Here is a 26,327-nt window from a genome sequence, read left to right as displayed (position 1 = left end):
AGACAAGAAAATACATGATTAACCCTCAAGTTCCTGATTCTAAACTTGCAAACGCAATACGATCACTAACTATGGACGCAGTCCAAAAAGCGAATTCTGGGCATCCTGGAGCCCCTATGGGTATGGCTGAAATGGCCGTTGCGCTTTGGCACAGAAATCTTAAACACAATCCACTAAATCCGAAATGGTATGACAGAGACAGGTTTGTTTTATCCAATGGTCATGCCTCTATGCTCATCTATTCCTTGCTTTATTTAACAGGCTATGGTGTGACCATTGATGACATTAAAGATTTTAGGCAGCTACATTCTAAGACTCCCGGTCATCCTGAGTATGGCATAACTCCTGGGGTAGAGACTACAACGGGTCCATTGGGACAAGGTATCGGAAATGCAGTAGGATTTGCATTGTCAGAGGCACTATTATCTCAGGAATTTAATAGAGAAGAGCATAAGATAGTCGATCACTTTACGTATGCATTTGCAGGTGATGGGTGTCTAATGGAAGGGGTGTCGCATGAGGTGTTTTCATTGGCAGGCACGCTTAAGCTAAATAAATTAATTGTGCTTTATGACAGCAATGGTATCTCGATTGATGGTCAAATTAATCCCTGGTTTAGCGATGATACATCAAAGCGATTTGAAGCTTATGGTTGGCAGGTATTAGAAGTTGATGGTCATGATATTGATGCTATCGATGAGGCCATTAATCAAGCTAAGGATTTTTCTCGTCAATTAGACACTGGACCTACACTTATCATTTGTAAAACAGTTATCGGTAAAGGGTCTCCAAAAGTTCAGGGTTCATCTAAAGCTCATGGAGCACCGCTTGGGACTGAAGAAGTTATTCAAGCACGCAAGGCTTTGGGAATTGAGTGGGGGGATTTTGAAGTTCCTAAAGATGTTCTTGATTCGTGGAATCATATTACTAAAGGTGCAGGGCAGCAAGCTGTTTGGGATTCAGTATGGGCAAGTTATAAAGTTCAATATCCAGATTTAGCTGCAGAATATGAACGAAGAATGTCAGGACAATTGCCATTAGATTTTGAAGAAAAATTTCAAACCTATTTAGAGCAAGTAATTCAAGATCAAAAAACACTAGCAACTCGTAAATCATCACAAGACACAATAGCAAAATTAGCAGAAGTATTGCCAGAATTGTTAGGGGGTTCGGCAGATTTAACTTCATCAAATTTAACCATTTGGCAAGATGCAGTGCCCGTTCGTTCTGGTACTGGTAATATCTCTTTTGGTCGACATATTAATTATGGAGTTAGAGAATTTGGTATGGCTGCCATAATGAATGGTATTTCTCTACATGGTGGATATTTGCCGTTTGGCGGAACTTTTCTGACTTTTTCAGATTATTCGCGAAACGGCATTCGAATGTCGGCATTGATGAAACAAAAAGTAGTTCATGTGTTTACGCATGATTCTATTGGTTTAGGTGAGGATGGCCCTACTCATCAATCTATCGAGCATGCATGGAGTCTGAGATTAATACCTAATTTGGAGGTCTGGAGACCCTGTGATACTACTGAGACGGCGGTTGCTTGGAGGGCGGCAGTCAAGAGAAATGGGCCTAGTGCATTGCTGTTGTCACGACAAAATCTACCTTTTATTGCCAGAGACGAGATTTGTCTAAAAGACATTGAGAAAGGAGGCTATGTTCTAAGGGCCGTAGTTAATCCTAAGGCTATTCTTATAGCTACAGGGTCTGAGGTACAAATAGCAATGGACGCCCAAATGAAACTTAAGGATGAGGGCATCGCAGTTTCCATTGTGTCTATGCCATCAACCTCCGTGTTCGACCGTCAATCAAATGAATACAAATCAGAAGTGCTTCCAAGAAATGTGCCTAAATTTGCAGTAGAAGCGGGTTCAACTGTTCCGTGGTACAAATACGTTGGTCAAGATGGAGCGGTTGTAGGCATTGATACATTTGGAGAATCCGCCCCTGCAAACGATTTGTTTAATTACTTTGGTATTACGTCTGATAAATTAGTTCAACTAGTTATTAATTCTATTAAGGAGTAAGAATGTCAATTCGTGTCGCCATAAATGGATATGGCCGTATTGGTCGTATGGCACTTAGAGCTCACTATGAGTACGCAAAAAAGCATGATATTGAGATTGTCGCTATTAATGCAATGGGAGATGCGGAAGTAAACCGTCATCTTACAAAATGGGACACTGCACATGGACGATTTGACTCTCAAGTTAGCCTTGATGGAGATCATCTTGTAGTAGACGGGGATCGCATTAAGTTATTTAGTACACGCGATATAAAAAATCTTCCCTGGGCTGATATGGATATTGATGTAGTTTTAGAATGTACTGGTGCATTTACATCAAAAGAAAAAGCCTCTGCTCATATAGAACAAGGAGCAAAAAAGGTTTTAATTTCTGCCCCTGGCGGCAAAGATGTGGATGCTACTGTCGTTTATGGAGTCAATCAAGATATCTTAAAAGCTGAGCATACTGTAGTTTCAAATGCGTCTTGTACAACCAATTGTTTAGCCCCTTTAGTAAAACCTATTCAAGATGCAATTGGTATTGATTCAGGATTAATGACCACAATTCACGCATATACAAATGATCAAGTTTTAACTGACGTAAATCATAAAGATATAAGGCGTGCTCGTAGTGCATCTATGAATATGATTCCTACGAAAACAGGTGCAGCCTCGGCTCTAGGTCTAGTTATTCCTGAATTGCAGGGTAAATTAGATGGATATGCTATACGCGTTCCTACCATAAATGTTTCTATAGTTGATTTAGTCTTAGTACCAAGTAGAGAAACGTCTGTAGAAGAAATCAATAAAGTGTTGAAAGACGCATCAGAAGGGTATCTAAAGGGTATACTAGCTTTTAACGATGAGTTACTTGTATCCTCTGACTTTAATCACACATCATGTTCAAGCATTTATGATTCAACACTCACAAAAATGTCGGGTTCCAAATTGGTCAAAGTTTCTGCCTGGTACGACAATGAGTGGGGATTCTCAAATCGTATGTTAGATACTACTGTAGCAATGATGCAAGCTAAATAATTTATGTCACTAAACGTACTAACTTTAAAAGAGCTTATTGAGCAAGGACTTCTAAAAGGAAAGAGGGTATTTTTTCGTTCTGATCTTAATGTTCCCTTAGATGAATCTAGAAATATTACGGAAGATACAAGAATTAGGGCTTCATTGCCAGGCATAAAAATGGCTTTAGATGCAGGTGCGGCTGTTATGGTTACATCACATCTTGGAAGACCCGTTGAGGGGGCATGGTCAGAAGATATCTCTCTTAATCCCATTGCAAAACATATATCGAATCTTCTAGGTCAGGAAGTAAGGCTAGTTAAAGATTGGCTAGATGGTGTTGAAGTAGAACCAGGTCAGGTGGTCTTACTTGAAAATTGCCGTATTAATGTAGGCGAACAATCAAATGATGACAATCTAGCTAAAAAAATGGCTAAGCTTTGCGATATTTTCGTAAATGATGCATTCGGAACTGCACATAGGGCACAAGCTTCAACCCATGGTATTGCGAAATATGTTGATATTGCTTGCGCGGGTCCGCTTTTACAAGCTGAACTTGAGGCTTTGGATAAAGCTTTAGAAAATCCGAAACGGCCACTTTTGGCTGTTGTAGGGGGATCCAAAGTATCTACAAAATTGTCGGTTTTGGAATCATTGTCACATAAAGTGGATCAGCTAATAGTTGGTGGTGGCATAGCAAATACTTTTATGCTTGCATGCGGTTTAAATATAGGTAATTCTTTGTCTGAACCTGATCAAGTCGATAAAGCGAAATCGATTATGGAGAATCTTAAAGAGCGTTCAGCGTCTGTACCAATTCCTGTTGATGTTGTTGTGGGTCAGGATTTTGCAATCGATACCATTGCCACTAAAAAGGCTACAACTGATGTTTCCGACGGCGATATGATTATGGATATCGGGCAAAAAAGCATAGATAATCTTTGCGAAATCATAAGCAAGGCAGGCACTATTGTATGGAATGGACCAATTGGTGTTTTCGAGTTTCCAGCATTCTCAAATGGTACTAAGCAAGTTGCACAAGCTATAGCTAAGTCTGATGCGTTTTCAATTGCAGGGGGCGGGGATACTCTTGCTGCTATATCTCAATTTAATATAAATGAAGGTATAGACTATATTTCAACTGGGGGTGGGGCGTTTCTTGAATTTTTAGAAGGAAAGGGTCTTCCTGCTGTAGACATTCTTATAGAACGAAATAATACTTTATGAGCACACTAAAAGTTGCAGTTGCACAATTTCCTGCGACAAATAATATCAATTTAAATTTAACTAAGATACGAACTTTGTTTGAGCAAGCTTCAGCTCAGGGTGCTGAACTAATTGTATTGCCAGAGGCATCTATGTGTTCATTTGCTTCAGAGCTTGATATCTTAAAGAAATTAGCCCGTGAAGAGACTCCTGGTTTTATTCGTAATATGATGGAGTTTGCACGCGAATTTAATATGTATGTCATTGTTGGCGTGCTTATGGATAGCAGTCCTGAAGTAGCTTTAAAAGACGATCCACGAATTGAAAACCATTTGTTGGCTATTAACTCGGCTGGAGATGTTCTTGTAGATTATTCAAAGATTCATGTCTATGATGCATTTTCTTTTAAAGAATCAGATAAAGTAAAACCTGCTACTCTAAGAGATGATGGTTCACAGTTTGGACTTTTTCAAATCAAAGATTTCAAAATTGGTCTTATAAATTGCTATGATTTAAGATTTCCAGAATTAGCTAGGGCTCTTATAGATTTAGGGGCAAATGTACTTACGGTAAGTGCAAACTGGATTGCTGGAGCCTTTAAAGAAACACATTGGGAGACATTGCTTAGAGCCAGGGCAATCGAGAATACGTCTTATGTATTAGCTAGTGGCCAAACACGTCCTAAGGGTGTGGGTCTTAGCATGATTATTGACCCACTGGGTTTTATAATTGGAGGATGTGGAGAGGCTGAAGGCGTATATGTTAGTGAAATAAACTCTGATAGGATTAATAAGGTCAGAGAGTTAGTTCCTTGTCTTGCAAACCGCAGACTTAAATAACTTTAGGAGATTTTTATGGCATTAGTTTCATTAAGACAACTTCTTGATCATGCCGCCGAATTTGGATATGGCATTCCTGCCTTTAACGTAAATAATCTTGAGCAGGTCCAAGCTATTATGGAAGCTGCTAGGGAAACTGATAGTCCTGTGATTATGCAAGCTTCAGCTGGGGCTCGTAAATATGCAGGTGAGCCTTTTTTAAAGCATTTAATACAAGCCGCAGTTGAGGCATATCCTGATATTCCTATCGTTATGCACCAAGACCATGGACAATCCCCAGATGTTTGCAGAGGGGCTATTAACCTTGGATTTACTAGTGTGATGATGGACGGATCCTTGATGCCTGACGGCAAGACCATTGCCACCTATGAATATAATGTGCAAACTACGCGTGAAGTCGTTCAAATGGCTCATGCGATAGGCGTTTCAGTTGAGGGCGAGCTAGGTGTCCTAGGATCTCTTGAAACTATGAAAGGCGATAAAGAAGATGGCCATGGAGCTGAGGGTACATTAACTAGAGACCAGCTATTGACGGACCCTGAACAAGCTGCTGAATTCGTAAGAGAAACACAAGTAGATGCACTTGCTATTGCCATTGGTACTAGCCATGGGGCTTATAAATTTACACGCAAACCTACGGGCGACATTCTATCGATACAGCGAATCAAAGAGATTAATGCACGCCTTCCTAACACGCATATTGTGATGCATGGATCTTCAAGTGTTCCGCAGGAATATCTCGAGCAAATCCGTATGTATGGCGGCGATATGAGGGAGACTTACGGTGTGCCTGTTGAAGAAATACAAGAGGCGATTAAATACGGTGTCCGTAAAGTAAATATTGATACAGATATAAGGCTGGCTATGACAGCGGCTGTTCGTAAGTTTCTACACGAGAATCCTTCTAAATTTGACCCTCGTGAATTTAATAAGCCTGCTCGTGAAGCTGCGAAGCAATTATGTATCTCTCGCTACGAAGCTTTCGGTACAGCGGGAAATGCATCTAAAATCAAGCCTGTCGAACTATCAACAATGGCTCAAAAATATGCAAGTGGCGAACTTGTACAAAAGGTGAACTAATATGGCTATGTATGAATCTTCAATTAAATCATTACCTCTAGTTAGCAGGGGAAAAGTCAGAGATATGTATGCAGTGGATGACGATAAATTACTTATCGTTGCCACAGACCGCATATCTGCTTTTGATGTTGTGTTAGATGATCCTATTCCTAATAAGGGCATGGTGCTTACTTCATTGACAGAATTCTGGTTGGAGAAGCTTGGCGGTATTATGCCTAATCATGCGACAGGCATTCTTCCTGAAGAGGTTGTTGCGGCAGATGAAATTGATCAAGTCGCTGGTCGTGCAATGGTAGTGAAGAAACTGAAGCCTGTGTTAGTAGAAGCGGTTGTTAGAGGGTATATTATTGGATCAGGTTGGAAGGATTATCAAGAAAACGGTGCAATCTGCGGTATTCATTTACCTAAGGGTCTTGATCTAGCTTCTGAATTAAATGAACCTATATTTACTCCAGCTGCTAAAGCGGAACCAGGTAAACATGATGAAAATATCGGTTTTGACTATATGGCTAAATTGGTAGGTGATGATATTGCAGAAGATATTCGTGAAGCCTCAATTGATCTTTATAAAGCTGCTAGTCAAATTGCAAAATTAAAAGGTTTAATCATTGCAGATACTAAATTTGAGTTTGGGCTTGATGAACAAGGTACATTGCACTTGATGGACGAAGTATTGACACCAGACTCTTCCCGTTTCTGGCCTGCAGATCAATACAAAGAAGGTACTAACCCGCCATCATTCGATAAGCAATTTGTACGTGATTGGCTTGAATCTCAAGATTGGGATAAAAAACCGCCAGCTCCACGTTTGCCTAAAGATGTAATTGAGAAAACTTCTCAAAAATATAAAGAAGTTCTTGATCGATTTACAGGAAAAAATCCTTATCTTTAGGACTTATCTTTAGGAATTTATATGAAAACTGAAGCAAAAGTTGCCGTTGTCATGGGCAGCAACAGCGATTGGGATATTATGCAAAACGCCGTACAAATTTTGCGTGAATTTGAAGTCCCTTTCGAAGCTAAAGTGATCTCAGCACATCGTATGCCTTTAGATATGGCTGACTTTGGTGCGAGTGCTTACGAAAATGGTTTTCGGGCTATTATTGCAGGTGCAGGTGGTGCAGCCCACTTACCTGGTATGTTAGCTGCTTTGACGGATATTCCAGTGTTTGGCGTACCAGTTCCATCAAAATATTTGAGGGGCGAGGATTCACTTTTATCAATAGTTCAGATGCCTAAAGGCGTACCCGTTGCCACATTTGCAATAGGTGATTCAGGTGCTATAAATGCGGCTCTACATGCTATTGCTAATCTTGCGATGCATGACTTATCTCTTAGAGAAAAGCTTATCAAATACAGAAAAGAACAAACAGAGAAAGCAAGAGCAATGGAGCTTCCTTTATGAACGCTAAACGCCTTGGTATATTAGGTGGCGGTCAGTTAGGACGCATGTTTACGCAGGCCGCTCAACGATTGGGATTTGAGGTCGTAGTCTATAGTCCTGAGCTTGATAGTCCGGCAGGCTCTGTGGCAGAGTACGAGATATTTGCACCTTATGAAGAACATGAATCTTTAGATAATTTTGCATCTCTTACTCAATATATAAGCACGGAATTTGAAAATGTTCCATCGGACACCCTTAGATATTTATCAAATTTAGAGGGGGTAAAACTAGTTTCCCCAAGTGCAAATGCAGTTGAAATCGTACAAGATCGCATTAAAGAAAAATCATTTGTTAAATCACTTGATATAGGCCTAGCCCCATACGCTTCTATTAAGAGCGATGAAGATTTAATCCAAGAGAATTTTACTGGTTTATATCCAGGTATTTTAAAAATAGCTTCACTTGGTTATGACGGTAAGGGCCAAATCCCTGCATCGAATTTCGATGAATTGAAAAATGCTTTTGAAACATTAGGAAAAAAACCTTGTGTTTTCGAAAAAAAATTAAATCTTAAAATGGAAATCTCGGTAGTCCTTGCCAGAAATAAAAATGGCGAAATCAAGACATACCCAATCTCCGTAAACACGCATAAAAACGGAATACTGCATATGTCTGAAATAGGGTTGCACTCTTTTTCAGATTCAATAAAAGATGAAGTAAATAGCATTGCCACCGAAATTGCAAAAAAATTAAATTATGTCGGAGTCCTTTGCGTTGAGATGTTCTGGCTCGAGGACGGCACTATTTGCGTTAATGAAATTGCCCCTAGACCGCACAATAGTGGACATTTTTCTATCGAGGCCTGCAGTTGCAGTCAATTTGAGCAACAAGCAAGAATTCTTGGAGATCTGCCTTTAGGTGACACTAACCTTATCCAGCCTGTAATTATGTTAAATATATTGGGCGATGCATGGTTTGTGAATTCTGATGAAAATGGTGAACCTATTGAGCCTTCATGGGCTGAGATTCTTAAAATGCCTGGAGTCAATTTGCATCTTTATGGAAAAAAAGAGGCACGTCCTGGTAGAAAAATGGGGCATGTGACTGTTATGCTTAAAGACTCGCATAAAGTGCGTGAAACCGCTAAGAAAATCATTGAAATCCTAAAACTTTAATGTTTAGTTCAGAATCGAATATAAAAGCAGCTGCTAGACATCTTCTTGCTGGTGGTTTGGTGGCAATGCCCACCGAAACCGTCTACGGTCTCGGTGCTGATGCACTTAACGAGGAAGCTGTATCCAAGATTTATTCGACTAAAGGAAGGCCTAAAAATCATCCCTTGATTGTTCATGTTCACAAAGATGCTGATTTAGATTTTTGGGCAAAAAAAATTCCTATTCACGCAAGAAAATTAATTGAGGCTTTTTGGCCTGGCCCATTAACACTAGTTTTTAAAAAAACTGATATCGTTCCTGATTTTATTACTGGAGGGCAGGATACAGTAGCTATAAGATCTCCTAATCACACTGTCGCTCAAGCTTTATTGAAGGAGTTTGCGACTCTTAAAACTAATTCTGGAATAGTGGCACCTTCAGCTAATATTTTCGGTCATGTTTCACCTACTAAAAATGAGCATGTACTTTCTGAATTTCCAAATCAAAAGGATTTATTTTTTCTTGAAGGAGATAGTTCAGAAATTGGAATTGAATCTACAATTTTGGACCTTTCAAGAGAAGATATAGGGCCTGTATTATTAAGACCTGGGCATATTTCTAAAAAAGATATTCAAAAAATTATTGGTATCTATCCTAAAGATAAAGATGAATCTGCACCTGTTGTTTCTGGAAGTTTGAAATCGCACTATGCTCCTAAAGTGCCTATATATGCGGAAGATAAACTTAATGATCAGAGTTTCCTTAAAGAAATTAGAGATAAGAAAATAGCGTTTTTACAGTATTCAAATCAAAAAAAATCTGATATAAAAGAATCTAAATTAAACATAATTTCTATGCCTTCAGATGCAAAAAAATATGCTTCGATAATTTACGATGTTTTGAGAAACATTGAGTTACAAAATTATGATTTAATAATAATCGAGAAGTTACCGCAAGATATAGAATGGGACGGGGTTAGAGATAGACTAAGTCGTGCTTTAGCCGCATACTAAATATATACATTTAATTACAAAGATTTGACATAAATCAACAATAATTTAACAGAAAATTGCTAATATTACATATATTACTTATAAATACTAAAGGAGGAATATATGAAATTAGCTTCTAAGTTGTTAATTACCTGTATGGCCGCAGCTTTTGCTTCAACTGCAATGGCTGCTGAGAGATACAAACCAGATAATGAATTAATTGAACCAATCAAACCAGCAAAAATCGAAAATCAAGCTGAAGTTGATTTAGGAGCTAAATTATATTTCGATCCTCGTTTATCTCGTTCTGGATTTATTTCTTGTAACTCTTGTCACAACCTATCTATGGGTGGTACTGATAATCTTCAAACATCTATCGGTGACAAATGGCAGCAAGGTCCTATTAACGCACCTACAGTATTAAACTCAACTCTTAACTTTGTTCAATTCTGGGACGGTCGTGCAAAAGACCTTAAAGAGCAAGCTGGTGGTCCTATTGCTAACCCAGGTGAAATGGCGTTTACTCACGACTTAGCTGTTGGACTTTTAAACTCAATCCCTCAATATGTTGAAGAGTTCAAAAAAGTATACGGTAAAGAAAAAATCGATATCGACCAAGTTACTCAAGCAATTGCAGCATTTGAGGATACTTTAGTTACTCCAAACTCTCGTTTTGACCAATGGTTGCAAGGTAAAGATGATGCTATCACTGATCAAGAACTTAAAGGTTATTTAACTTTCAGAGATGCTGGTTGTGTAGCTTGCCATAATGGTGCAGCAGTAGGTGGTTCTACTTATCAAAAAATGGGTGTAGTGGATATCTATGTTACAGATAATGAATCTGCTGGTCGTGCTGGTGTTACTGGTGAAGATATCGATCGTATGATGTTTAAAGTCCCTACACTTCGTAATGTTGAATTAACATATCCGTACTTCCATGACGGTGCAGCTAATACTCTTAAAGAAGCTGTAGAAATTATGGGTCGTTTGCAATTAGGTAAAAAATTCACTGAAGAAGAAAACGCTAATATTGTGGCATTCTTAAAAACATTGACTGGTGATCAACCTGATATGAAACTTCCTATTATCCCTCCATCAAGCGATGCTACTCCACGTCCTAATCCATGGGCTGAAATTGCAAAAGCTGATGTCATGAAAAAAGAAGAGCCTAAAGCTGAAGAGAAAAAAGAAGAGCCTAAAGCTGAAGATAAAAAAGAAGCTCCTAAAGCCTAAGATAAATTAGTTAATCCCCCTTATGGCCCGCTCCAAGCGGGCTTTTTTTACCCAATCATCAAGGGGCCAATCTATGCATAATCCAACTACCATCCTGTTCACGAATAAATGTTATACGGTCGTGCAATCTTGATGGACGACCCTGCCAAAATTCGATTTGATGTGGTATGACGATATATCCACCCCAATGCGGAGGTTTGGGCACAGACTCTGGATATTTTTCTGCATATTGGGCAAATCGAGATTGCAAAATCTCTTTAGTAACCACCTGACTTTGCTCCGAAGCCCATGCCCCAATTTTGGATCCATGAGGCCTAGACTCAAAATATTCAGTCGATTCAGTTTCACTTATTTGCTCTACCATTCCGTTTATACGCACTTGTCTTTGCTGATGCATCCAAAAAAACAATAAGCAGCAATAGGGGTTGCGTGACAATTCATGCCCTTTACGAGAAAGATAATTCGTAAAAAATACAAACCCTTGTTCACTAAATCCTTTAAGCAAACATACACGAGCACTCGGTTCCCCTTGAGCACTAACGGTTGAAACAGTCATCGCATTAGGCTCTAATCCGCCCTCATTTTTTGCATCTTCAAACCACTTTGAAAACTGCTCAAATGGATTTCTAGAAATTTCACTTTCATCTAGAGAGTATTTATCGTAATTTTCTCTTAAATCAGCTATAGACATAATTGTCCCCTCCAATATATAAAATAATTTTAATCTATGGCAATGCTCACGTTGTAAAATTCTATATCAGTTATTCAAGGTTATATATGTTAAATAAACCAACTCCCAGAAGACTAACAAGCATTGAAAGAATATATGGTCATAAAGGATTAGAAGCCTTTAAAAATACTAGTGTTTTAATTGCTGGGGTAGGGGGAGTAGGTTCCTGGTGCGTAGAAGCGCTAGCTCGGTCGGGAATTGGGCGTATAGTTATGGTAGATATGGACCATGTAGCCGAATCAAATATTAATAGGCAAGTACATGCTTTAGATACCACATTAGGTATGTCTAAGATATCAGCCCTTAAAGATCGTATAACATTGATTCAACAAGATTGCGAAGTAGTTCTTGTTGATAATTTTGTGACATCAGAGAATGTTAAAGATATAACAACTACCTATAAGCCTGATATTTTTATTGACTGTATAGATGATGCGCGAGCAAAAGTGGCTATTGCTTTGACTTGTGCGGATCAAGACTTACATTTAATTATGGCTGGCGGAGCTGGCGGAAAAACGGATATTTTTTCGATTCATACAAGTGACCTTGCACAAGTTCAAAATGATAATCTACTTAAACGAGTTAGAGATCTTTTAAGAAAAGAACATGGGTATCCATCAAGTAGTGAGTTTTATAGATCCCAACCCATGGGCATAACAACAGTATGGTTTAAGCAAAAGGCGATGATGCCTAGCTTGTGGAGCAACCCATCTGACGGACCAAACACTCCTCAAGGATTATCATGTGCTGGTTATGGTTCATTGGTTACGGTTACAGGTACGATGGGATTTGCATTAGCACAGTTAGCACTAAATCATATAATCACCAAGCACAATATCATAATTTAAGCTCTTTTGAGTTCTTTTAAAACTCTTGCTGTATGCCCTTTAGTGCGTAGCATTTTTGAAGGTGTCCCACTATATACAAGCTTACCGCCGCGATCCCCGCCCTCAGGGCCCATATCAATAATCCAATCCGCCTCAGCCATTACATCCAAATTATGTTCAATCACAACTACAGTATTAGAACTATCCACAAGCCTATGTAGTACATCTATTAATTTTTCAACATCAGCCATTGATAGGCCAACTGTTGGTTCGTCCAAAATATAAAGAGTGTGAGCTCGTACAGATGCACGCCCAGTCTTAGTAACCCCTTCATCCATGCGAGCTTTTATAAGCTCAGACACTAACTTAATGCGTTGAGCTTCTCCCCCTGACAATGTAGGCGAGGGTTGCCCCAAAGTTAAGTAACCTAGCCCTACATCTTGAAGCAGTTTTAAAGGACGCAATACCTTAGGATGATTTTCGAAAAAAGGAACAGCCTCATCAATATCCATTTTTAGAATATCGCCAATGCTCTTGTCTCGTACTTTTACTTGCAACGTATCTGAATTAAAACGCATACCATTACAAGCTTCGCACTGCACCTTAACGTCAGGTAAAAAATTCATCTCAACCGTACGCATGCCTTGCCCTTCACATATCAGGCAACGCCCTTTGCCCGTATTAAATGAAAATCGCGATGCCGTCCAACCTCGCATTTTCGCTTCAGTCGTTTGTGCAAAAAGTTTACGTATATCGTCCCAAAAACCAACGTACGTTGCAGGACATGACCGCGGCGTTTTTCCAATTGGGGTCTGATCCACCTCAAGAACGCGTGTAATTTTTTCCCATCCATCGATATGATGCACATTTTCCCATTCGATATTTTTTGGACTCTTTTGGTTGGCAATGGCCTCCTTTACATTCGTTAAAAGAATATCACGTGCAAGTGTTGATTTTCCCGAACCAGAAACTCCCGTCACTACTGTTAGACAACCCACAGGTACCTGTACATCAATATCTTTTATATTATGCAAATTAGCCGAATGCATAGTTATCATATCTGTTGAAGATTCAGACTTTATGCGGCTCTTAAATGAATGCTTTAAGGGCTCAGCCAAATATTTGCCCGTCACAGAATTTTTGTTTTTTACAATATCATCATATGTTCCTTGAGCGATAATCCGACCTCCACAAACGCCCGCACCAGGTCCCACATCGATAATATGTTCCGCTGATCGAATGGTGTCATCGTCATGTTCGACAACTACGAGAGTATTCCCATTTCCCTCTAGTTTTTTAAGTGATTGCAAAAGAATGCGATTATCGCGCGGGTGAAGTCCAATCGTTGGTTCATCTAGAACATAACAAACTCCTTGTAGATTTGACCCCAGCTGAGCTGCTAGCCTTATGCGTTGGGCCTCTCCGCCCGATAGTGTCGGTGCCGAACGATCCAGTGACAAATAATCTAATCCCACGGACTGCATAAAATTAAGACGAGAATTAATCTCTCGAAGGATATCGCGGCCAATCGTCTGCTCTCGTTTATCAAGTTCTATTGCAGCAAAAAAGTCGCTGGCCTTGTCTACTGATAATTGGCTTATTTCAGTTATAGATTTCTCTTTCCATCTAAATGCTCTGGCAATGCTATTGAGTCTTGTCCCATTACATGTTCGACAAGATCCGAGATATCCATTATCCGCATTTTGCGCTATATCTATCTCTAAAGATTCATTATTCTCTAATTCATCAACTTCTTTTTCATTTATCAAACCAGTGCCCATACAATCAGGACACCAACCTTGTGAGGAGTTATAGGAGAACATGCGTGGATCTGGTTCTGGAAACGCACTACTACACACAGGACAAGCACGTTTGGTTGAAAAATACTTTTGCTCCCCTTTGGAATTTAAAACACTAAACGCACCCTTACCATGTTCATAGGCAAGTTCTAAAGCATCATTCATAACTGACTTGCTACTTAATTTTCCACTAAATACTGGGAGCTCAATCGTGTGGTCAATATAACGATCAAGTCTTGGCCATAGACTTACAGGTGTATCAACTCCATCAACTCTCAGCGTTTCAAAGCCAGCTTTTTTAGCCCATTTTGCAAGGTCAGTGTAGTAGCCCTTACGTTTGGAAACTAAAGTTGCAAGAAAGCTGACATTTTTGTTTTTAAATTCTCGCCAAACCATATCTTCGATTTGCTCTTTACTAAAGGCTTCTACAGGAACATCGCAGGAAGGACAATACTGCGTTCCTAATTTTTGATATAAAAGTCGCAAGAAGTGATGGATTTCGGTCATAGTTCCGACGGTGGATTTTCTGCCACCTCGGCTTGTTCTTTGTTCGATGGCTACAGTAGGAGGGATACCGTATATTGCATCAACATCGGGCTTGCTTGCAGGTTGCACGAACGAGCGTGCATACGCGTTTAAAGACTCTAGATACCTGCGTTGACCCTCATTAAATAGAATATCGAAAGCAAGAGTTGATTTTCCTGAACCTGAAACCCCAGTGATAACAGTAAATTTATTGTGCGGAATTTTTACCGACACATTTTTCAAATTATGTTCATAAGCGTTTTGAATCGAAATTTCTTTTGGTGCAGATTCAAATTTATATTTAAGGTTTTTTGATTTATCGAATAAAGCTTTAGGAGATTTTTGAGCAAGAGACTTTTCGTATTGTACGAGAGCATTGCCAGTTAAAGAGGATTTGTTTTTTTGTATATCTTCAGGCGAACCAGTTGCAACAATTTGACCACCATTGAGTCCGCCACCAGGCCCAAGATCTATTATCCAATCGGAAGCACGGATTACATCGAGATTATGTTCAATCAATATTATCGAGTGACCCGCTTCAAGTAGCTTTCGAAACGCAGACATTAATTTAGAAATATCATGAAAATGCAGCCCAGTTGTAGGCTCATCGAATAAAAACAATGTGCCTTTAGAACTGGTCTTGCTACGAGAAGCTTTTACTAGATGTCCAGCAAGTTTTAATCGTTGAGATTCACCTCCAGAAAGCGTTGGTACGGGCTGACCAAGGGCCAAATAATCAAGCCCTACATCAACCAATGGCTGAAGGCGTGAGCTTATCTCTCTCATGCCCTTAAAGAACTCAAGAGCTTCATGCACAGTCATTTCGAGCACATCAGCGATATTTGCTCGCCGACCTAAATGTTCAACATAATTTTCAAGAATCTCAGGTTTAAAACGCGAGCCATTGCAGTCGGGGCATTTTAAATAGACATCTGACAAAAACTGCATCTCAACATATTCATAACCCGTCCCTTGGCAAGTTGGGCATCTACCATCACCACTATTAAAACTAAATGTGCCTGTTGTATAGCCTCGCACTTTAGCGATTTCAGTATCAGCAAAAATTTTGCGTATAACATCGTAGGCACCAACATGACTGGCTGGATTAGATCGCGTTGTTTTGGCAATGGGCGACTGATCGACCATCACTACATCCGAAATCATCTCTGTACCTAGTAATGAATCATATTCTCCAGCTTCAGAAGTGGGTTTATTGAAATACTCCATAATTGCTGGATAGAGAACATTTTGAATCAATGTGGATTTCCCCGAACCCGAAACACCTGTCACACAAACAAGTCGATTTAGTGGGAATTCCACATCTAAATTTTTTAAATTATTTGATCTTGCACCGCTAAGGACCAGTCGTGGAGTGTTTTTCAGAACCTTCATCGGTTTTGGAGATTCTACACGCAGCAGATTACCTAAATATTTTCCTGTAAGAGAATCTGATGAACGAAGTTCCTCAGGAGAGCCATCGAATACAATCTCTCCACCACGTTCGCCTGGACCTGGGCCCATATCCAACACTCGATCAGCAGAGAACATGATTTGAGGGTCATGTTCGACGACTACGAGAGTATTGCCACTTTTTTTAAGGCCTTGCATTACATCTATAATTTGATTTGTATCGTGTGGATGGAGGCCAATGGAGGGCTCATCGAGCACAAAAAGCGTATTCGTAAGGGATGTCCCAAGAGCTGTTGTAAGGTTTATGCGTTGCACTTCGCCACCTGACAATGTGCGACTCTGTCGATCTAGTGAAAGATATGAAAGTCCCACTCGATTTAAATACCGCACGCGAACCTTAATCTCATCGACAACTATCTTAAGTTCAGGTGCGTCAAAAGTCTCGGCTTCAAAAAATTTCTCCAAATCCTCAATCGATATACGCATAAGATCATGAATACAAAGTCCTGGCATATCATTCAATTGCTTTTGCGTCCACTTAGCTTCAATGGGCATAAATCGATCATAATGTTTTAGGGCGGAGGATTGCTGTTGGCCAATACGCCATAAAGTTGAATCAGGTTTAAGGCGTGAGCCCATGCAGGCATGACATTTTGTGTAAGCTCTATATTTTGAAAGCAATACGCGTACATGCATTTTGTAAGAGCGCGATTCAAGATACTTAAAAAATGCGGCAATACCATACCATTTGTTTTTCCAGTCTTTTGCCGTGAAAGCAAAGTCGGGGTCGCCTTTTATAACCCACGCTCGTTCTGCAGAGCTTAAATCTCTCCATGGCACATCAGTGCGAACTTTAGCCTTAGACGCATATTTCATAAGGTCGCGCTGACACTCTTTTCCAGTTGCGGTTTGGAATGGCTTAACAGCACCTTTTGCAAGAGTTTTATTGGAATCAGGAATTACAAGGTTATAGTCAATGCCCATCGTGCGACCAAAGCCGCGACAAGTTTCGCATGCACCTGCAGGAGAATTAAATGAAAAGTGAGAAGGTGTCACTTCAGAGTAAGTGATATTGCAATGGTCGCAACGCAACTGATCGCTAAAGGGATGTATTAATTCGTAGTCTGTACCATCCTCACTCGAGAACATCTCGAATATAAAAATCTTTCCGTTTCCAAAACGTGATGCCGTCTCAATCGCCTCATAAACACGCGATTTTGCGACTCGCGAGAGTTTGAAACGATCCTGAATAACAAAAAGGGTCTTCTCCTTATCATCGCCTTTAGGTTCTTGCTCTCGTTGAATGCGACCATAGCCTTGTTGGGATAGAAATTGCTCTATTTCTTCTTGAGTAAAATTTTTGGGAATTTTTACTGCGAAAGTAACCACTAATTTCGAGTCTTCATTACGAACATTTTTTGCAAGCTCTTTAAGAATAGATTCTGCGTTAAATCGCTCTACTGCTCGCCCACAGCAGCGGCAATGCAATCTCCCAGCATGGTGATATAAAAGCTTGATTAAGTCATTTAGCTCTGTCATAGTCCCAACAGAGCTTCGCGAATTTCGCACTGGATTTGTCTGATTTATAGCAATCGCTGGCAATATCCCCTCAATCCGCTCCACCTGTGGCTTATCCATGCGATCTAAAAACTGCCTCGCATACGGTGAAAATGTCTCTACATACTTCCTCTGTCCTTCTGCGTATAATGTATCAAAGGCGAGGGAGCTTTTCCCCGATCCAGATACACCCGTAATAACGGTGATTTCTCCTGTATTTATCTGTACGTCGAGATTTTTTAAATGATTTTGTTTGGCACCGAAAATTGATATTTTTGAAGTCATAGAGTAGGAAAATGAGTAGTGAACGTATACCGCCGTTAGGCATTACGATGGGCGATCCTGCAGGTATCGGACCAGAGATAATTATAAAGCTTTTTAGACAGGCGCTCCCGCATAAAGCCGTCGTGTTCGGGGATATGAAATGTCTTGAAATGTCCGCTGCCCGACTTGGATATGATGTGAAATTCGTGGAAATAAAGGAGCTTGATGAAGTGCAGGAGCATTGCCACCCTGAGATTTGTGTTGTGCAGTGTGACCTAGAGATGCAAGGAGATTTTTCCTTTGGCAATGCCTCCGCATTCGCCGGCCATGTTAGTTATCAATCGTTCCGTAAAGCCATCGAATATGCGATTCAAAATAAGATTGGGGCCGTTGTGACTACTCCTATCAATAAGCATGCATGGAAACTTGCAGGTGTTCACTATCCTGGTCATACCGATGTTTTGGATGAATATGCTGTGAGGCGGGCTGTAGGCGGTTCTTCGGATCCGATCGATTGCGATGGTGACATTGATGGAAAGCATGTAAGTATGATGCTTTTGAATGATGAGCTACGCACGATACTTGTGACGGCGCATGTGGCATTGGCTGATGTGCCTAAGCTGATTACTCGTGAGGCGGTCCGATGTGCGATTATGAATGCGGCTGTGGTTGGGCCCCAGATGGGCATTGCCACACCACGCATAGCTGTGGCGGGGCTTAATCCTCATGCAGGGGAAGAAGGGCAATTCGGGACGGAAGAAATTCGAATAATTTCACCTGCGATAGAGGAATGTCGGGCTGAGGGTATTGATGTAAATGGTCCGTACCCTGCTGACACTATATTTATGCGAGCACGTAAAGGGGAGTTTGATATTGTTGTTGCGATGTATCATGACCAAGCTTTGATTCCTGTGAAATATTTGGGGCTTGATAAAGGTGTGAATGTAACGGCTGGTCTGCCTTTTGTGCGTACAAGCGTAGATCATGGAACTGCGTATGATATTGCGGGTCAGGGTGTGGCTGATGAGAGCTCTCTTCGTGTTGCATTTGACCTTGCACTTATGATGTCTAATCACGCAAACGCTTGATTAAAAAGCTAAATTTAGCTTAAAATAATCGTTTTATCAGAAAATTTAAATAAGGGTTTTTGGAATCATGGCAGAAATTAAACGCAATCGCCGTAACACTCTAGAGCGTCGTTGCCTAGGTAAGGCTCTTAAAAGACTTTTTGTGGGATCTCCAAAAGGTACTTTTAAAATGCTTGAAAAAGTTAAGAAAGCTTAATTTTGTTTTAGGTTTTCGTGAAAGTGGCTCTCTTATTTGAGAGCCATTTTTTTAATCACATTTTTTATTCACATTAAGGTGCGAAATTAAATTTGTTGGGTTCTCGACGGCATCCTTAATTTTAGAGATATCCACCCATTCTTCTATATCATCTTCCTCGTTTGAAGGCGGAGTCATTGCCACAATAAAATCATAGGGCAATAAGCCATCTAAATCGTTAGACCAATCTACTTCATCACCCGAAGCATCAATACGCGTGTAACGTAAAGGGGGTTCGCCAATCTGAATTCCTGAGATAAAAGCTGCTGCGTACGGAGACTCGGTAAACTCTTTATTAAAAGAAGAACTGCCTATAAGGCGTGCATCGGGACCGCCAATCTGCATAACAGTGTCATATTCATCAGGATTATCCGTAGTTTCAAGTGGAATTGCAAAAGCAACCCATTCGTACCCTTCTTCGGTTTCATCAATCTCAGCAAGCACAACTTTTCCAAGCTCGCCGCTTAGGGCATCGCAGGCTTTTTCGAGCAAACGCAAATCATTAGAAGAGAATTTTTTCATGGCTGCCTCGTAGAAATTAATTACCTTTATCGTAGATTTTCATTATATGTTATAGCTTAAAATAACGGTATTTTATTACAGGGGTTTAGCATGGCTCAGTACGTATTCACAATGAATAGAGTAGGGAAAATTGTCCCTCCGAAAAAGCAAATTTTGCGTGATATTTCGCTATCTTTCTTTCCAGGTGCGAAGATAGGAGTGCTTGGGCTGAATGGCTCTGGTAAATCGACGCTTCTGAAAATTATGGCAGGTGTTGATAAAGAGATCGAGGGTGAAGCTATACCTATGGCGGATCTTAATATTGGTTATCTTCCTCAAGAGCCGCAGCTTAACCCAGAGCATACGGTGAGAGAGGCTGTGGAGCAGGGCTTGGGTGCGGTCTTTGCGGCTAGAAAACGATTGGAGGAGGTGTATCAGGAGTATGCGGCTCCTGATGCTGATTTCGATAAACTGGCGGCAGAACAGGCTGAGCTGGAGGCCATAATATCTGCGGCCGCAAGCTCAGGGGCTGATGATATCGAGCATCAGATGGAGATAGCGGCTGATGCATTACGTCTGCCGCCATGGGATGCGAAGATTGGGAATTTATCTGGGGGCGAGAAGCGGCGCGTGGCTTTATGTGCTTTGCTTTTGTCTAAGCCCGATATGCTTTTATTGGACGAGCCAACCAACCACTTAGATGCGGAGAGTGTGGATTGGCTGGAGCAATATCTGCAAAAATTTCCAGGCACAGTTGTTGCCGTTACACACGATCGCTATTTCTTGGATAATGCCGCTGAGTGGATTCTTGAACTCGATCGTGGACATGGTATTCCATGGAAAGGGAACTATAGTTCATGGCTAGAACAGAAAGAAAATCGCTTAAAACAAGAGGAAGCACAAGAGTCTGCACGTCAACGCACTATTCAAAAAGAACTTGAGTGGGTGCGCCAAAATCCTAAGGGTCGCCAAGCTAAGTCAAAAGCACGGATTGCACGATTTGAAGAACTCTCATCATATGATTATCAAAAGCGAAATGAGACACAGGAAATCTTTATTCCTGTAGCAGAACGTCTGGGAAATGAAGTTATAGAATTTAATAATGTTTCCAAAGCATACGGCGATCGTTTACTTATTGATAACTTAAGCTTCAAAGTGCCTCCTGGTGCAATTGTTGGGATTATAGGGCCTAATGGTGCAGGTAAATCCACCTTGTTCCGCATGATTGCTGGCGTTGAGCAGCCTGATTCAGGAGAGATAAAAATTGGTAAAACCGTGAACATGAGTTTTGTAGATCAATCACGTGATGGTCTTGCTGATTCGAAATCTGTTTTTGAGTATGTCTCTGACGGAGCTGATTTGCTAACAGTGGGTAAATTTGAGATGCCATCTCGTGCTTATCTAGGTCGCTTTAATTTCAAAGGATCCGATCAAAATAAGCAAGTGGGAACTTTGTCGGGAGGTGAGCGTGGACGCCTGCATATGGCTAAAACCCTCATTAAAGGTGGCAATGTTCTCTTACTCGATGAACCATCAAATGACCTCGATGTTGAGACTCTTCGTGCACTTGAAGATGCATTGCTCGAGTTTGCTGGATGCATTATGGTTATCAGTCATGATAGGTGGTTTCTCGATCGCATTGCCACCCATATACTTGCGTTTGAGGGCGATTCGCAAGTTGTATTTTTTGATGGAAATTATCAAGAATATGAGGCGGATAAAAAACGTCGACTAGGTGAAGCTGGTGTGCAACCTAAGAGATTACGATACAAGGCTTTGAAATAATTACGAGTTTTTAAGGCATATTCTGGTGATTGTGAATAGGTTAAAAATTATTAAGAGCTTTCCGATTTGACCTATTTGATTTTGTAAGCTACCATTGAATTAGATAGAGTTAAGTTTTGACTCAAAATTTAACGTTTTGTTACATCTAGCTTTTCTAAATCTAATTGTCTACCGCATAGGAGAGTATTACATGAACCAGAATAATGCTCCATCAGCAGCTATCCCTTCAACCGATTCTAAACTTAAAGCTTCAACTATCTTTGTTTTGATTTTAATGTCTAGCGTCACATTTATTGCCATCTTGTCTGAGATGGTGCCGTCTGGCGTTTTAAATCATATAAGCAATGGGCTAGGAATTTCAATCTACAGTGCTGGACAAATGGTGGGAGTGTATGCTCTTGCTAGTGCGATTGTGGCCATTCCTCTTGTGACAGCAACTATGAGATTCAATCGTAAGTCTCTTTTGTTATGGCTTTTATTTGGTTTTGCATTATCAAATATTGCAGTCGGATTTTCAAATTCTTATTATTTAAGCTTAGCCATGCGTCTAATTGGGGGTGCAGCTGCAGGAATTTTGTGGGCTATGATTACTGCTTACGGTATGCGGATTGTTAACGAAAATCAGCATGGCATGGCCATAGCGATTATTATGGCGGGCAATACTTTGGGTGTTAGTCTAGGTATGCCATTTATGACTTGGATAGGTAATACCTGGGGTTGGCGTGTTGAATTTTATGCCTTAGGTTCAATCATAGTAGCTATTATGGTTTTGGCCTTTTTCTTCTTACCTTCAGTTCCTGGGGAAAAGGTTACTAAAGCCAACAACCCTATTGCATTATTAAAAAATAAGCATGTCCTAAATATTTTACTTTTAACTTTACTTGGGGTTATGGCACACTATGCTGCATATACCTATATCACTCAAATAGTTGATTTTATGAGCTTCCCAGGTGGTATTGAAATGGCTTTATTGCTCTTTGGGGTAGGCTCGTTCATCTCTGTAATGTTGGCTATGAGATATACCGACAGAGCTCTGAGGAATTTCACTGCTTTGATGTTTTTGTTAGGAGCTGTTGGATTAGGGGCTATTAAATTATTCCCTACGAGCACTGTTATTAGCTATTTAGCCTTCTTTTTGTGGGGTATCTCTTTCGGTCCACTAGTTACTATGCTGCAAACGGCAGTAGCTAAACACAGCTCGAGTGCCAAAGCAATTGCCACCAGTGTCCAAAGTAGTATGTTTAATTTCTCAATCCTACTAGCTACTTCAGTAGGAGGTTACATATTGACTAAATCTGGGATTATGGCTGTAGTTTTGTTGGCTGTAGGATTATTAATTCCTGCAACAATCATCTCTTACCTTTCTATAGGTACCTTAGGCGAGAAGTAGGCTAGGTTTACCTCTAACCTATCTTCACTTACATAATTTTATTAACCGAGGAGATTAATATGAGTAAGAAGTTTATTAACGCAACAATTTATAAACAACCTAATGCATCAGAAATACTTATTGAGGACGGAAAGTTTAAAGCTATTGGGAGCAATTTGCCTGAGGCAGACGAAGTGATTGATCTTGAGGGCAAGTTGGTATTGCCACCATATGTAGATCCTCATCTACACTTAGACTACGTTTATACATTAGGTGAGATGGCAAGTGTGGGGGCTAAGTCGGGTACTTTGTATGAGGCTATTGAGAATTGGCCTAAATACAAAGCTACCATGACCACAGAGAGCGTTAAAGCACTTGCACGTCGTGGCATTGAAGACGAAGTATCTCAGGGGGTTCAATTTATTCGTGCTCAAACTGACGTCACAGACCCTAAGTTTGTTGGGTTTAAGGCTATTATGGAGCTTAAAGAAGAGTTGAAAGATATCGTTGATATTCAAGTGGTAGCTTTCCCTCAAAACGGTATGTACACATACAAAGGTGGACGTGACCTTGTTGAAGAAGCCCTTAAAATGGGTGCAGATGTAGTAGGTGGTATTCCTCACTATGAACCTGCTCGAGAATTTGGTGAAAAATCTGTGCATGATATCGTTGAGTTAGGCCTTAAATACGATCGATTAATCGACGTTCACTGCGACGAAAATGATGACCCAATGTCTCGCTTTGTAGAACTTCTAAATGCTTTAGTTTATTTGGAAGATTATGGAGCTAAGACTACGGCAAGTCATACCTGTTCATTTGGCTCTGCGGATAATGCATATGCTTATCGCATGTTTGATTTATTTAAGAAAAGTAAAATGAACTTTATTTCTCCACCTACAGAGAATGCTTATTTGCAAGGACGTCAAGACTCCTATCCTAAACGTCGTGGATTAACTCGAGTTAAGGAATTTATGGAAATGGGTATTAATGTCGCATTTGCTCAGGACTCGATCAATGACCCATGGTATCCGATCGGTAATGGTAATATGATGAATCTACTAGATAATGGAGTCCATTTAACTCATTACGCAGGTCCTGAACAACTCGAGAATGCATTTGACTTAATCACTTATAACGGTGCTAAATGTATGTATCTTGATGAGTCTTATGGATTAGAGGAGGGTAAAGCGGCTAACTTTATCGTGCTAAATGAGACTACAGTATTTGATGCAATACGTTGTCGTGTTGATGTGATGATGTCAGTAAGAAACGGTGAATTTTTATTTAAGAAAAAACCTCAAGAGTTTGAAGTTGAATTTAAATTAAACTAAATTTTTTTACATATTAAAAGTGCAACCCAATTCGCAGGTTGCACTTTTTTTATCCATCCAAGATTTATTATTTTTTAAGTGAATCTGGATTCATCTCAATCTTAACTTCTAATACATCAAGAGAATCCTGACTGTCTAAATTGACTTTGATATCCTCAGGGTTAACTTTAATATATTTAGAGATTACTTCTATTAGCTCTTTTTGAAGTTGAGGAAGGAAATCAACCTTAGAACCCTCTTCAGCAGTAGCGGCTCTGTCGCGAACTAGAATTAATTTCAGACGCTCTTTACCTACATCAGTACTTCTTTTCTTTTGACCGAAAAAATAATCAAATAATGCCATGTCCTACCCTCCGAATAATTTCTTAAAGAAGCCAGGTTTTTGATAGTCGGTAAATCGGAAAGGTAATTCTTTACCCAAGTAACGATCTACAAGGTCAGAGTAGGCCTGACCACTATCACTATTTTCGGAAAGAATAACAGGGACACCAGTATTTGATGCATCAAGAATATCTTTAGATTCAGGTATAACACCTTTGATAGGAATATTTAAAAATTCCTTAATATCATTTAAAGAGAACATATCTCCTTGAGTAACTCGTTCAGGATTGTATCGAGTAACTACAAGATATGTGTTAATTGGCTCAAGACCATTTTCCGCTCTCAAAGATTTTGATTGCAGAATCCCAATCATACGATCTGAGTCGCGAAGAGATGAAATTTCTGGATTACTTACAACTAAGGCATCATCAGCAAAATACATCGCTAGATTTGCACCTGTTTCGATACCTGCAGGTGAATCGCAAACAATATATTCAAATCCTTGTTCTTTTAATTCATTAATGACTTTTTCTACACCTTCTTTAGTCAATGCATCTTTATCTCGCGTTTGAGAAGCTGCAAGCACATAAAGGTTTTCAACTTTCTTATCTTTAATCAAGGCTTGAGATAAAGTTGCATCACCTTGAATGACATTAATGAAATCGTATACAACACGTCTTTCACAGCCCATAATTAAATCTAGATTGCGTAGACCGACATCGAAGTCAATTACAGCAGTTTTATGTCCACGCAAAGCTAGACCAGTGGAGAAGCTAGCACTGGTTGTTGTTTTACCAACACCACCTTTACCAGAAGTTACAACGATTACACGTGTCATTAAAGTATCCTCTTATTAATTTTTGATTACTTAATCTTAACCTAATTTACATGCGAAGGGGCGTGAACTGAAGAGTTTCGCCTAGTAAGCTCACTACAGCAGGTTTATCTAGTGCATCAGACTTAAAATCACCATCAAATAGCCTGTAGAACCCTGCAATTGCAACAAGACTTGGATTAAGTCTAGTTGTAAATATTTTTGCGTTTATATCGCCTTTGGCGCCTGCAACAGCACGTCCGTTAAGATGACCATATACGTGAATATTTCCGTCAGCGATAATTTCTGCACCAGCACTTACATCACCCATGATTATAAGGTCACCACCTTCAGCATAAATTCTTTCTCCTGAACGGAGTTGTCTCTCAATGACAAGGTTTTGAACTGGTGCTGTCGAGGCTTTTGAGACTTCTGTCTGAGGTTTATTTTCTGTTGTGGATTGAGCAGAAGTAGAAGCTTGTGGTTGCTTTTGAATTTCTGCAGCCTTAGCTTTAGAAGCTCCTGATTCCTTAATATTTGGTAGTTCAATAAATTTAAAACCAGCTTCTTCAATACTACTAATCAGTGCTTTATTAGAATAAATACCTATGACACTGATTTTATATCTAGCTAGAAGATTAACAAGCTTAGACCATGAGATTGGTTGAAATAGAGCAAAGGCGTCTACAACTAAGTTTTCGCCATGAAGAAGCTGACCATTAGGCCCAGATAAAAAATCATTTAAATTCTGCTCAATACTTAAAAAATCGGTGCTTCTTAAAATTAAGCGTAGAGTAAGTAAATTTACGTTTTTAAATTCTAATATGCGAGTATCAACAGCCATATATCACC

22 protein-coding genes are annotated in these 26,327 nt (G+C 39.9%); 16 read left to right on the top strand and 6 right to left on the bottom strand.

The window, feature by feature from the left end; translation table 11 throughout:
• Window positions 1-14: 14 nt before the first annotated feature.
• From tkt to TASI_RS06435, 10 genes are all read left to right on the top strand, one after another.
• The gene (gene tkt / locus TASI_RS06480; RefSeq protein ID WP_014111965.1) at window positions 15-2,036 is read left to right on the top strand and encodes a transketolase; all 2,022 of its coding nucleotides are present in this window, start codon (window positions 15-17) and stop codon (window positions 2,034-2,036) included.
• A 2-nt stretch (window positions 2,037-2,038) separates the two neighbouring features.
• Window positions 2,039-3,052 carry a type I glyceraldehyde-3-phosphate dehydrogenase gene (gene gap / locus TASI_RS06475; RefSeq protein WP_014111964.1) on the top strand — a complete coding sequence of 338 codons (1,014 nt, stop codon included), beginning with the start codon at window positions 2,039-2,041 and terminating at the stop codon, window positions 3,050-3,052.
• 3 nt (window positions 3,053-3,055) lie between these two features.
• Complete coding sequence (locus TASI_RS06470) at window positions 3,056-4,258, top strand: phosphoglycerate kinase (RefSeq protein ID WP_014111963.1); 1,203 nt, start codon at window positions 3,056-3,058, stop codon at window positions 4,256-4,258.
• Window positions 4,255-5,076, top strand: a complete 822-nt coding sequence (locus TASI_RS06465; RefSeq protein WP_014111962.1) for a carbon-nitrogen hydrolase family protein — start codon at window positions 4,255-4,257, stop codon at window positions 5,074-5,076. The genes TASI_RS06470 and TASI_RS06465 overlap by 4 nt, the downstream gene beginning before the upstream one ends.
• A gap of 15 nt (window positions 5,077-5,091) precedes the next feature.
• On the top strand, window positions 5,092-6,156 hold the full coding sequence (gene fba, locus TASI_RS06460) for a class II fructose-bisphosphate aldolase (RefSeq protein WP_014111961.1): 1,065 nt from the start codon (window positions 5,092-5,094) through the stop codon (window positions 6,154-6,156).
• A gap of 1 nt (window position 6,157) precedes the next feature.
• Window positions 6,158-7,048 (top strand): phosphoribosylaminoimidazolesuccinocarboxamide synthase, encoded by an 891-nt coding sequence (locus TASI_RS06455; RefSeq protein WP_014111960.1) that lies wholly within the window; start codon window positions 6,158-6,160, stop codon window positions 7,046-7,048.
• Between the two features lie 21 nt (window positions 7,049-7,069).
• Entirely contained in the window at window positions 7,070-7,561 is a 492-nt protein-coding gene (purE, locus tag TASI_RS06450) for a 5-(carboxyamino)imidazole ribonucleotide mutase (RefSeq protein ID WP_014111959.1), read from the top strand.
• Window positions 7,558-8,715 (top strand): 5-(carboxyamino)imidazole ribonucleotide synthase, encoded by a 1,158-nt coding sequence (locus TASI_RS06445; protein WP_014111958.1) that lies wholly within the window; start codon window positions 7,558-7,560, stop codon window positions 8,713-8,715. The genes purE and TASI_RS06445 overlap by 4 nt, the downstream gene beginning before the upstream one ends.
• Window positions 8,715-9,707, top strand: coding sequence for an L-threonylcarbamoyladenylate synthase (locus TASI_RS06440; RefSeq protein ID WP_014111957.1), 993 nt, complete (start codon window positions 8,715-8,717; stop codon window positions 9,705-9,707). Before TASI_RS06445 ends, TASI_RS06440 begins: the two co-directional genes overlap by 1 nt.
• A 102-nt stretch (window positions 9,708-9,809) precedes the next feature.
• Complete coding sequence (locus tag TASI_RS06435; RefSeq protein WP_014111956.1) at window positions 9,810-10,919, top strand: cytochrome-c peroxidase; 1,110 nt, start codon at window positions 9,810-9,812, stop codon at window positions 10,917-10,919.
• Window positions 10,920-10,977: 58 nt separating this feature from the next.
• Here the strand turns inward: TASI_RS06435 and pdxH are convergent, their stop codons facing one another.
• A complete protein-coding gene (gene pdxH, locus TASI_RS06430) occupies window positions 10,978-11,610 on the bottom strand; it encodes a pyridoxamine 5'-phosphate oxidase (RefSeq protein WP_014111955.1) in 633 nt (210 codons plus the stop codon).
• Window positions 11,611-11,696: 86 nt separating this feature from the next.
• Between pdxH and TASI_RS06425 the strand changes: the two genes are divergently transcribed.
• Window positions 11,697-12,497 (top strand): tRNA threonylcarbamoyladenosine dehydratase, encoded by an 801-nt coding sequence (locus tag TASI_RS06425; protein WP_014111954.1) that lies wholly within the window; start codon window positions 11,697-11,699, stop codon window positions 12,495-12,497.
• On the opposite strand, the gene uvrA is transcribed toward TASI_RS06425, so the two are convergent.
• Window positions 12,494-18,052, bottom strand: coding sequence for an excinuclease ABC subunit UvrA (gene uvrA / locus TASI_RS06420; protein ID WP_044978135.1), 5,559 nt, complete (start codon window positions 18,050-18,052; stop codon window positions 12,494-12,496). The genes TASI_RS06425 and uvrA overlap by 4 nt on opposite strands.
• An 11-nt stretch (window positions 18,053-18,063) precedes the next feature.
• On the opposite strand from uvrA, the gene pdxA reads away from it, so the two are divergent.
• Both pdxA and TASI_RS08075 read left to right on the top strand, forming a co-directional pair.
• Window positions 18,064-19,119 (top strand): 4-hydroxythreonine-4-phosphate dehydrogenase PdxA, encoded by a 1,056-nt coding sequence (gene pdxA, locus TASI_RS06415; protein ID WP_044978132.1) that lies wholly within the window; start codon window positions 18,064-18,066, stop codon window positions 19,117-19,119.
• Between the two features lie 67 nt (window positions 19,120-19,186).
• Window positions 19,187-19,315, top strand: coding sequence for a hypothetical protein (locus TASI_RS08075; protein ID WP_014111951.1), 129 nt, complete (start codon window positions 19,187-19,189; stop codon window positions 19,313-19,315).
• A 51-nt stretch (window positions 19,316-19,366) separates the two neighbouring features.
• Here TASI_RS08075 and TASI_RS06410 read toward each other — a convergent pair whose 3' ends face one another.
• Window positions 19,367-19,876 (bottom strand): hypothetical protein, encoded by a 510-nt coding sequence (locus TASI_RS06410; protein ID WP_014111950.1) that lies wholly within the window; start codon window positions 19,874-19,876, stop codon window positions 19,367-19,369.
• A gap of 90 nt (window positions 19,877-19,966) precedes the next feature.
• Between TASI_RS06410 and ettA the strand changes: the two genes are divergently transcribed.
• The 3 genes from ettA (at window position 19,967) to TASI_RS06395 (ending at window position 24,340) form a co-directional block, all read left to right on the top strand.
• Window positions 19,967-21,640: an energy-dependent translational throttle protein EttA gene (ettA, locus tag TASI_RS06405; RefSeq protein ID WP_014111949.1), complete on the top strand. Its 1,674-nt coding sequence runs from the start codon at window positions 19,967-19,969 to the stop codon at window positions 21,638-21,640.
• Between the two features lie 190 nt (window positions 21,641-21,830).
• Complete coding sequence (locus TASI_RS06400; protein ID WP_014111948.1) at window positions 21,831-23,030, top strand: MFS transporter; 1,200 nt, start codon at window positions 21,831-21,833, stop codon at window positions 23,028-23,030.
• 59 nt (window positions 23,031-23,089) lie between these two features.
• Window positions 23,090-24,340 carry an amidohydrolase family protein gene (locus tag TASI_RS06395; RefSeq protein WP_014111947.1) on the top strand — a complete coding sequence of 417 codons (1,251 nt, stop codon included), beginning with the start codon at window positions 23,090-23,092 and terminating at the stop codon, window positions 24,338-24,340.
• Between the two features lie 67 nt (window positions 24,341-24,407).
• On the opposite strand, the gene minE is transcribed toward TASI_RS06395, so the two are convergent.
• The 3 genes from minE to minC are packed head-to-tail and all read right to left on the bottom strand — an operon-like array spanning window position 24,408 to window position 26,319.
• A complete protein-coding gene (gene minE / locus TASI_RS06390) occupies window positions 24,408-24,683 on the bottom strand; it encodes a cell division topological specificity factor MinE (RefSeq protein WP_014111946.1) in 276 nt (91 codons plus the stop codon).
• A 3-nt stretch (window positions 24,684-24,686) separates the two neighbouring features.
• Window positions 24,687-25,499, bottom strand: a complete 813-nt coding sequence (minD, locus tag TASI_RS06385; RefSeq protein WP_014111945.1) for a septum site-determining protein MinD — start codon at window positions 25,497-25,499, stop codon at window positions 24,687-24,689.
• 46 nt (window positions 25,500-25,545) lie between these two features.
• On the bottom strand, window positions 25,546-26,319 hold the full coding sequence (gene minC / locus TASI_RS06380) for a septum site-determining protein MinC (RefSeq protein WP_014111944.1): 774 nt from the start codon (window positions 26,317-26,319) through the stop codon (window positions 25,546-25,548).
• Between the last annotated feature and the right edge of the window lie 8 nt (window positions 26,320-26,327).

Source organism: Taylorella asinigenitalis MCE3, from assembly GCF_000226625.1.
GTDB classification, from domain to species: Bacteria; Pseudomonadota; Gammaproteobacteria; order Burkholderiales; family Burkholderiaceae_B; genus Taylorella; species Taylorella asinigenitalis.
This window is presented reverse-complemented; position numbering and strand designations above follow the sequence as displayed.